Origin of the sequence: Geobacillus thermodenitrificans subsp. thermodenitrificans DSM 465, from assembly GCF_000496575.1 — a bacterium.
GTDB lineage: Bacteria > Bacillota > Bacilli > Bacillales > Anoxybacillaceae > Geobacillus > Geobacillus thermodenitrificans.
This window is the reverse complement of record NZ_AYKT01000005.1, coordinates 257354-264274: the sequence shown is the minus strand read 5'-3', so window position 1 is coordinate 264274 and position 6921 is coordinate 257354. Positions and strand designations below refer to the sequence as shown.

At 45.5% G+C, this 6921-nt stretch carries 5 protein-coding genes and 2 rRNA genes; all 7 read left to right on the top strand.

Features of this window, described 5'->3' with window-relative positions:
• A 23S ribosomal RNA gene (locus tag DSM465_RS0106510) occupies nucleotides 1–628 on the top strand; the annotation flags it as partial.
• A 98-nt stretch (nucleotides 629–726) separates the two neighbouring features.
• Nucleotides 727–843: ribosomal RNA gene (gene rrf, locus DSM465_RS0106505) — 5S ribosomal RNA — on the top strand.
• A gap of 501 nt (nucleotides 844–1344) precedes the next feature.
• The gene (locus tag DSM465_RS0106495; protein WP_236620388.1) at nucleotides 1345–2862 is read left to right on the top strand and encodes a sigma-54-dependent Fis family transcriptional regulator; all 1518 of its coding nucleotides are present in this window, start codon (nucleotides 1345–1347) and stop codon (nucleotides 2860–2862) included.
• A 158-nt stretch (nucleotides 2863–3020) separates the two neighbouring features.
• On the top strand, nucleotides 3021–4013 hold the full coding sequence (locus DSM465_RS0106490) for a thiamine pyrophosphate-dependent dehydrogenase E1 component subunit alpha (RefSeq protein ID WP_029760949.1): 993 nt from the start codon (nucleotides 3021–3023) through the stop codon (nucleotides 4011–4013).
• 25 nt (nucleotides 4014–4038) lie between these two features.
• Nucleotides 4039–5073 carry an alpha-ketoacid dehydrogenase subunit beta gene (locus DSM465_RS0106485; protein ID WP_029760948.1) on the top strand — a complete coding sequence of 345 codons (1035 nt, stop codon included), beginning with the start codon at nucleotides 4039–4041 and terminating at the stop codon, nucleotides 5071–5073.
• A gap of 74 nt (nucleotides 5074–5147) precedes the next feature.
• Nucleotides 5148–6407, top strand: a complete 1260-nt coding sequence (locus DSM465_RS0106480; RefSeq protein WP_029760947.1) for a dihydrolipoamide acetyltransferase family protein — start codon at nucleotides 5148–5150, stop codon at nucleotides 6405–6407.
• A 227-nt stretch (nucleotides 6408–6634) separates the two neighbouring features.
• Nucleotides 6635–6793, top strand: a complete 159-nt coding sequence (locus DSM465_RS19830) for a hypothetical protein (RefSeq protein WP_167526073.1) — start codon at nucleotides 6635–6637, stop codon at nucleotides 6791–6793.
• The last annotated feature ends 128 nt before the right edge of the window (nucleotides 6794–6921 follow it).

The following is a 6921-nucleotide window of genomic DNA, read 5'->3' as shown; positions in this document are numbered from 1 at the left end:
AACGGAGGCGCCCAAAGGTTCCCTCAGAATGGTTGGAAATCATTCGGAGAGTGCAAAGGCACAAGGGAGCTTGACTGCGAGACGGACAGGTCGAGCAGGGACGAAAGTCGGGCTTAGTGATCCGGTGGTTCCGCATGGAAGGGCCATCGCTCAACGGATAAAAGCTACCCCGGGGATAACAGGCTGATCTCCCCCAAGAGTCCACATCGACGGGGAGGTTTGGCACCTCGATGTCGGCTCATCGCATCCTGGGGCTGTAGTCGGTCCCAAGGGTTGGGCTGTTCGCCCATTAAAGCGGTACGCGAGCTGGGTTCAGAACGTCGTGAGACAGTTCGGTCCCTATCCGTCGTGGGCGTAGGAAATTTGAGAGGAGCTGTCCTTAGTACGAGAGGACCGGGATGGACGCACCGCTGGTGTACCAGTTGTCCCGCCAGGGGCACCGCTGGGTAGCTATGTGCGGAAGGGATAAGCGCTGAAAGCATCTAAGCGTGAAGCCCCCCTCAAGATGAGATTTCCCATCGCGTTAGGCGAGTAAGATCCCTCGAAGATGACGAGGTTGATAGGTCCGAGGTGGAAGCGTGGCGACACGTGGAGCTGACGGATACTAATCGATCGAGGGCTTAACCTAGAAAAACGGCGGCCGGAGCTAGACAGGAGAAAAGCGGAGGCTTCTTCCCACCAAACGGTTATCTAGTTTTGAGGGAATGATCCCACAATTTCATATCGCCTAGTGGTGATAGCGGAGAGGAAACACCCGTTCCCATCCCGAACACGGAAGTTAAGCTCTCCAGCGCCGATGGTAGTTGGGGCCAGCGCCCCTGCAAGAGTAGGTCGCTGCTAGGCAATCAACAGGCAGCCAATCGTGTATGGTGCACGGTTGGCTGTTTTTGTTTTTATCTTCTTGGTCGGGAAAATTTCTATTTTTAAGAAGGAGTTTTTTGCAATGTAGGGAATGCAAGTATTAAACGGGCAGTTATAAATATAAGGGATACAGGATCAATCCTGTTGGAGGTGATTGCCATGGGTATTGTGGATCTGTCTAAACGGGAAGTTTGGCGTCGATTTGTCCAAGAGGGAACATTCGATCAAGGGAGAATAAATCGAAGAATTGAAGAATCATGGCATCTTTGCCGCCAGAAAAACGTGGATCCTTATGATGGGAAAGGAAAAGTATTTTTGACCGACCATCTATTGGTCGAAAAAAGAGAAAGAAATCAACGGTTATTCCGCTGTGCTGTTCCTGTTTTAGAGCGGCTGCAACAATTATTTCAACAAATTCCCGCGCTTTTTCTCCTTATCGATAAAGAAGGGTACGTGTTGTATGCGAAAGGACATCCACAGGCGATGAAAAAGGCAAAAGAAATCAACTTTTTAGAGGGAGTCAAATGGACGGAGGAGGAAGTCGGAACGAATGCCATTGGCATGGCTTTAAGAACGAGAGAACCGATTACGGTTGTTGGATTTGATCACTATGCGATAGCTTCCCATCAATGGGTTTGTTCCGCTGCGCCGATTTACGATGAAAACAAAGAGCTCCTCGGTATCATTGATATGTCCTACCCGATCCATCACGGTCTATCCGAAGCACAAGACCATGTACTCGCCACGATTGTCGCTGCCTCCTACACCATCGAACAGCAGTTGCGATTCCAACAAAAAGAAGATCTATTGGAACTTTTCCGGCACGGTTTTCAAATAGAAGATTCGACTTCTTACTCCGTTATATGTGATGAACAGGAAAACATTGTGTGGGCCAATGATCGCTTGCGTTCATTTTGCTCGAGCACCATTGAACAGCCGTTGCAACAATTTTGCCAACGAATGTGGAAAGTCTCCTCTAAAGTTCCTATTTTTTCCTCCGTTTACGGTCATCTGATCGGCTATAAAATCACTTTGCAAAAAGCCCAAGATGAGAAGTCTTTGTCTTACTCTCTACCGTCATTTCGCTTTGACGGAGTGATTGGAACAAGTTCGTCTTTTGCTGCTGTGTTACAAAGTTGCTCTAAAGTTGCTAAAACGGATGTAACGGTTTATATTGCAGGGGAAACCGGGACAGGGAAGGAGTTGGTTGCTCGAGCGATTCATCAAAATAGTTTACGGAAAGATGGTCCATTTGTCGCTATCAATTGTGGAGCTATTCCGAAAGAATTAATCGGTAGTGAATTGTTTGGATATGCAGAAGGAGCGTTTACCGGGGCAAAACGCACAGGTTATGCGGGAAAATTCGTCCAAGCTCATGGCGGAACTATTTTTCTCGACGAAATCGGTGAGATCCCTCAAGAAATGCAAATCGCGCTGTTAAGAGTGCTCCAAGAAAGAGAAGTTGTGCCGATTGGTGGAGCAAAATCGATCCCTGTTGATGTTCGAGTCATCACAGCAACGCATCGCGATTTGTACGAGCTAGTCAAAGAAGGGAAGTTACGAGAGGATCTATTTTATCGTCTTTATGTGTATCCGATCCAACTCCCCGCGTTAAGGGAACGGAAGGAAGACATACCGTTTTTTGTCGATTACTATTGCCGGAAGAACGGTTGGAATGTTTGTTTGCCTCATTCAATCATGAACTTGTTGATGGACTATCATTGGCCCGGAAATATTAGGGAGCTGTTTAACGTATTAGAACGAATGAGAATCGAGTATGGAGACGAAGTCCCTACAATCTCTAAAGTAAAGTCAATGCTAATTGGATTGGAAGACAGCCGTAAAAAGGGAGAGGAGTTGTCATATCGAGAACAAACCGAAAGAGAGCAGATGATGAACGTACTAAGAGAAACAAAAGGAAATATTAGCAAGATGGCCGAACAGTTAGGCATTTCCCGCAGCACGTGTTACCGCAAGCTCAAAAAGTACAAGTTGATTTAGAATGAAACAAAATAGTACAAATTGATACAAGGCTAAGAAATACGTGTGTGCTTTGGTTGTAAAACGCTTACAAATAAAGGTTTTGTAAGCGTTTTTTTGTTGGCATGGAATTTGCTTTAAATAAACATGACACTACTTAAATAAAGGGAGGTTTATGTATGACTGTTGCTCGATCGCAGTCTATTGCCCTTACGAAGGAAAAAGCTAGGTGGATGTATCAGAAAATGAACGAGATTCGCCAGTTTGAGGACAAAGTCCATGAAATTTTCAGCAAGGGAGTATTGCCTGGTTTTGTTCATTTATATGCGGGTGAGGAAGCCGTAGCGGTAGGAGTTTGCGCCCATTTGACGGACAAGGATTATATTACAAGCACTCATCGGGGCCATGGGCATTGTATCGCCAAAGATTGTGATTTAAATGGGATGATGGCTGAAATTTATGGGAAAGCAACAGGGTTGTGCAAAGGGAAAGGGGGATCGATGCACATCGCTGACGTATCCAAAGGAATGCTTGGCGCGAACGGGATTGTCGGCGGGGGGTTCCCGCTCGCAGTCGGTGCTGGATTAACAGCAAAATTAAAGAAAACGGGTGCTGTAACTGTCTGCTTTTTCGGAGACGGTGCCAATAACCATGGCACCTTCCATGAAGGGATTAATTTGGCGGCTATTTGGAAATTGCCGGTGATTTTTGTGGCGGAAAACAACGGCTATGCGGAGTCAACACCGTTTGAATATGCATCCAGCTGTCGAAATATTGCTGACCGTGCTGGGGCATATAACATTCCGGGGGAAGTCGTTGATGGCAAGGATGTTATTGCCGTATACGAGGCGGCAAAAAGAGCAATTGAACGGGCCCGCAACGGCGAAGGACCGACCTTGATTGAATGTAAAACGTATCGGAACTATGGACATTTTGAAGGCGATGCGCAAACATATAAAACTCCGGAAGAAAAACGGAGACACTTACAAGAATTAGATGCTATTGAAAAGTTCCGCAATTATCTCCTTGCTAGCCAGTTATGTTCAGAACAAGAGTTGGTGGAAATCGAACAAAATGTCGCCAAGGCGATTGAAAAGGCGGTAACATTTGCCGAAAACAGCCCATTTCCGACAGAAGAAGACTTGTTGCGAGATGTATATGTTTCTTATTAAAACGAAAGGTTAGGAGGGGAAAAGAATGGCGAGAACGATTTCCTTCTCAACGGCATTGAACGAAGCGATGAGACTAGCGATGCAAAAAGATGAAAATGTCATTTTGTTGGGGGAAGATGTCGCTGGCGGTGCAACGGTTGATCATTTGCAAGACGATGAAGCTTGGGGAGGGGTCATGGGGGTTACGAAAGGGCTCGTACAAGAATTTGGGAGAGACAGAGTGTTGGATACGCCGATTGCTGAAGCCGGATATATCGGGGCTGCTGTGAGTGCCGCAGCGACAGGGTTAAGGCCGATTGCCGAATTAATGTTTAACGATTTTATTGGGAGTTGTTTAGATGAAGTGATGAACCAAGCGGCTAAACTCCGCTATATGTTCGGTGGAAAGGCGAAAGTGCCCTTAACGATTCGCACGATGCACGGCGCAGGGTTTCGGGCAGCAGCACAACACTCGCAAAGTCTATATGCGCTTTTCACCCATATCCCAGGGTTAAAAGTTGTCGTTCCCTCTACCCCAGCGGATGCGAAAGGGCTGTTGCTCGCTTCTATTTTTGATGACGACCCGGTTATCTTTTTTGAAGATAAAACGCTTTATAACATAAGAGGGGAAGTAGAAGAGGGGTTTTATACTATTCCTTTCGGAAAAGCGGACATTAAAAGGGAGGGAGATGATTTAACGATTGTCGCCATCGGCAAGCAGGTGCATACAGCTTTACAGGCAGCTAAGATGTTACAAGAAAAGGGGATTGAAACAGAAGTGATCGATCCGCGAACGCTGTCTCCGCTTGATGAGGAAACGATTTTGTTATCTGTAGCGAAGACAGGACGGCTCATTGTCGTTGATGAGGCAAATCCGCGCTGCAGTGTAGCTACTGATATCTCGGCACTTGTAGCAGATAAAGGATTTGATTATTTAGATGCCCCCATTAAAATGATCACTGCCCCACATTGTCCTGTTCCGTTTTCACCGGCGTTAGAGGACCTCTATTTGCCGACGCCGGAAAAAGTGTTGCGTGCGGCAGCGGAGATTATAGGAGACGAAACGATTGTACCAGTATAAATGATATTAGCGTGTTGCCGACAGGACGTGGCAACACGCGCTCCTTGTATTTATTGGAAAAGGGGAGAGGAAATGTGGCTGTGGAAATTATTATGCCAAAGCTAGGAATGAGCATGGAAGAGGGAACGGTCGTCGAGTGGCTGAAGAAAAAGGGGGATCCGGTGAAAAAAGGCGAATCGGTCGTTGTGATCAGCTCTGATAAAATTGAAAAAGATATTGAAGCACCGCAAGACGGGGTGCTATTAGAGATTGTCGTTCAACAAGATGAAACAGCAAAAGTGGGAAATGTGATCGGCTATATCGGGGAACGAGGAGAAGATATGAATAGAGCTGCTGAAGAGGCAGCAACCACGGTGGTGAAAGAGGAAGCCGAAGTTCCATCAAAACATATGTTGCGGGTTTCTCCGGCGGCAAGGAAGTTGGCGCGCGAAGCCGGGATCGATTTGCGTGACATTGTAGGAACAGGGCCAAAAGGAAGGGTGACGAGGGCGGATGTCGAAAAGGCGATTCAATCCAAACAAGCATCGTTATCCCACAATGATCAGACAGCCCCAAGTCGCCCACATGCGATCAACCATCGGAAAAATGTAGGCAGTGAACAACAAGGACTTCTCCAACTAGATGTCACTTCGCTTCAACATGAGAAGGTGACAATCAAACCCGTGACAGGAATGCGGAAAGTGATTGCTTCAAGAATGTTTGCCAGCCTGCAGCAAACCGCTCAACTCACTATTCATATGAAAGCAGATGTCACTAAGTTGGTTAACTTGCAAGAACAGCTGAAAAATGACTGGCAAGACGATCCGAATATCAAATGGACTATTACTGATTTTATCGCCCGGGCAACGATTTTAGCTTTGCAGGCACATAAACAAATGAACAGTCTCTATCAGGATGGACGTATCTACACGTATGAGTCCATTCATTTAGGAATCGCAGTAGCATTGGAAAACGGTCTTGTTGTCCCAGTCATACGATATGCAGAGAAGCTTTCGCTAAAGGAACTGTCGCAAAAAATTAAGGAATGTAGCACCAAGGCAAGGAATGGAGAATTGAGCAGTGAAGAAATGACAGGGTCTACATTCACGATCACTAGTTTAGGAGCGTATGGCGTAGAATTTTTCACTCCTGTGTTGAATCCGCCTGAGGTAGGAATTCTTGGTGTTGGAACTGTGACAGATATGGCCGTGTTTGTAGGAGATGCTGTTCAAAAAAGAAAGAGTTTACCGTTGAGCTTAACATTTGACCATCAAGTGATGGATGGGGCACCTGCGAGCCAGTTTCTTGGGATGATCAAATATTATTTGGAGAACCCTTATAAATTATTATGGTGACAGGGATGCAAGCGTAAAGATGCAGAAAGAATATAGACGCAAAAATATTACTTATCTGTTTCGTTTGCCGCAAATCTGTGGCTTGTCTTTCAAATTCGATTCAATCGCCCTGCAAAGACCAGAACAGGTCATTGTTAGGCAACCAATCGTGATGCACGGTTGGTTGCTTTTATTTTTTGGGATTCATGCTGTTAGATTGAACGGAAAGACATCGAGGATGCACACAAGTGGGGAAGAAGCAATACAATACGATAGGCGGCGATCAATATTGGACTGATGGACTCTTGGCTGTAGTGGCAGACATGTACTGCTTCTGGATGGAGTTCCATTGCCTGGCGAAAAATTTTTTCTTTAGAGTAGTAGCGAAATATTCAGCTATTTTGTAAAATTAATATAAAAGGAAACTACTAGCTTCTACTATTGAAAGATTTATCATGTAGTGAATATTTAATTATACTAATATATTTTCATGTTTATTAATAATAGTGACATACTATTAGTAAAATGTGTTATA

What these genes read in the sequence shown, in the direction of transcription:
- DSM465_RS0106495 (WP_236620388.1), top strand. Translation starts at nt 1,345, where the DNA reads ATGAAAAAGGCAAAAGAAATCAACTTTTTAGAGGGAGTCAAATGGACG.
- DSM465_RS0106490 (WP_029760949.1), top strand. Translation starts at nt 3,021, where the DNA reads ATGACTGTTGCTCGATCGCAGTCTATTGCCCTTACGAAGGAAAAAGCT.
- DSM465_RS0106485 (WP_029760948.1), top strand. Translation starts at nt 4,039, where the DNA reads ATGGCGAGAACGATTTCCTTCTCAACGGCATTGAACGAAGCGATGAGA.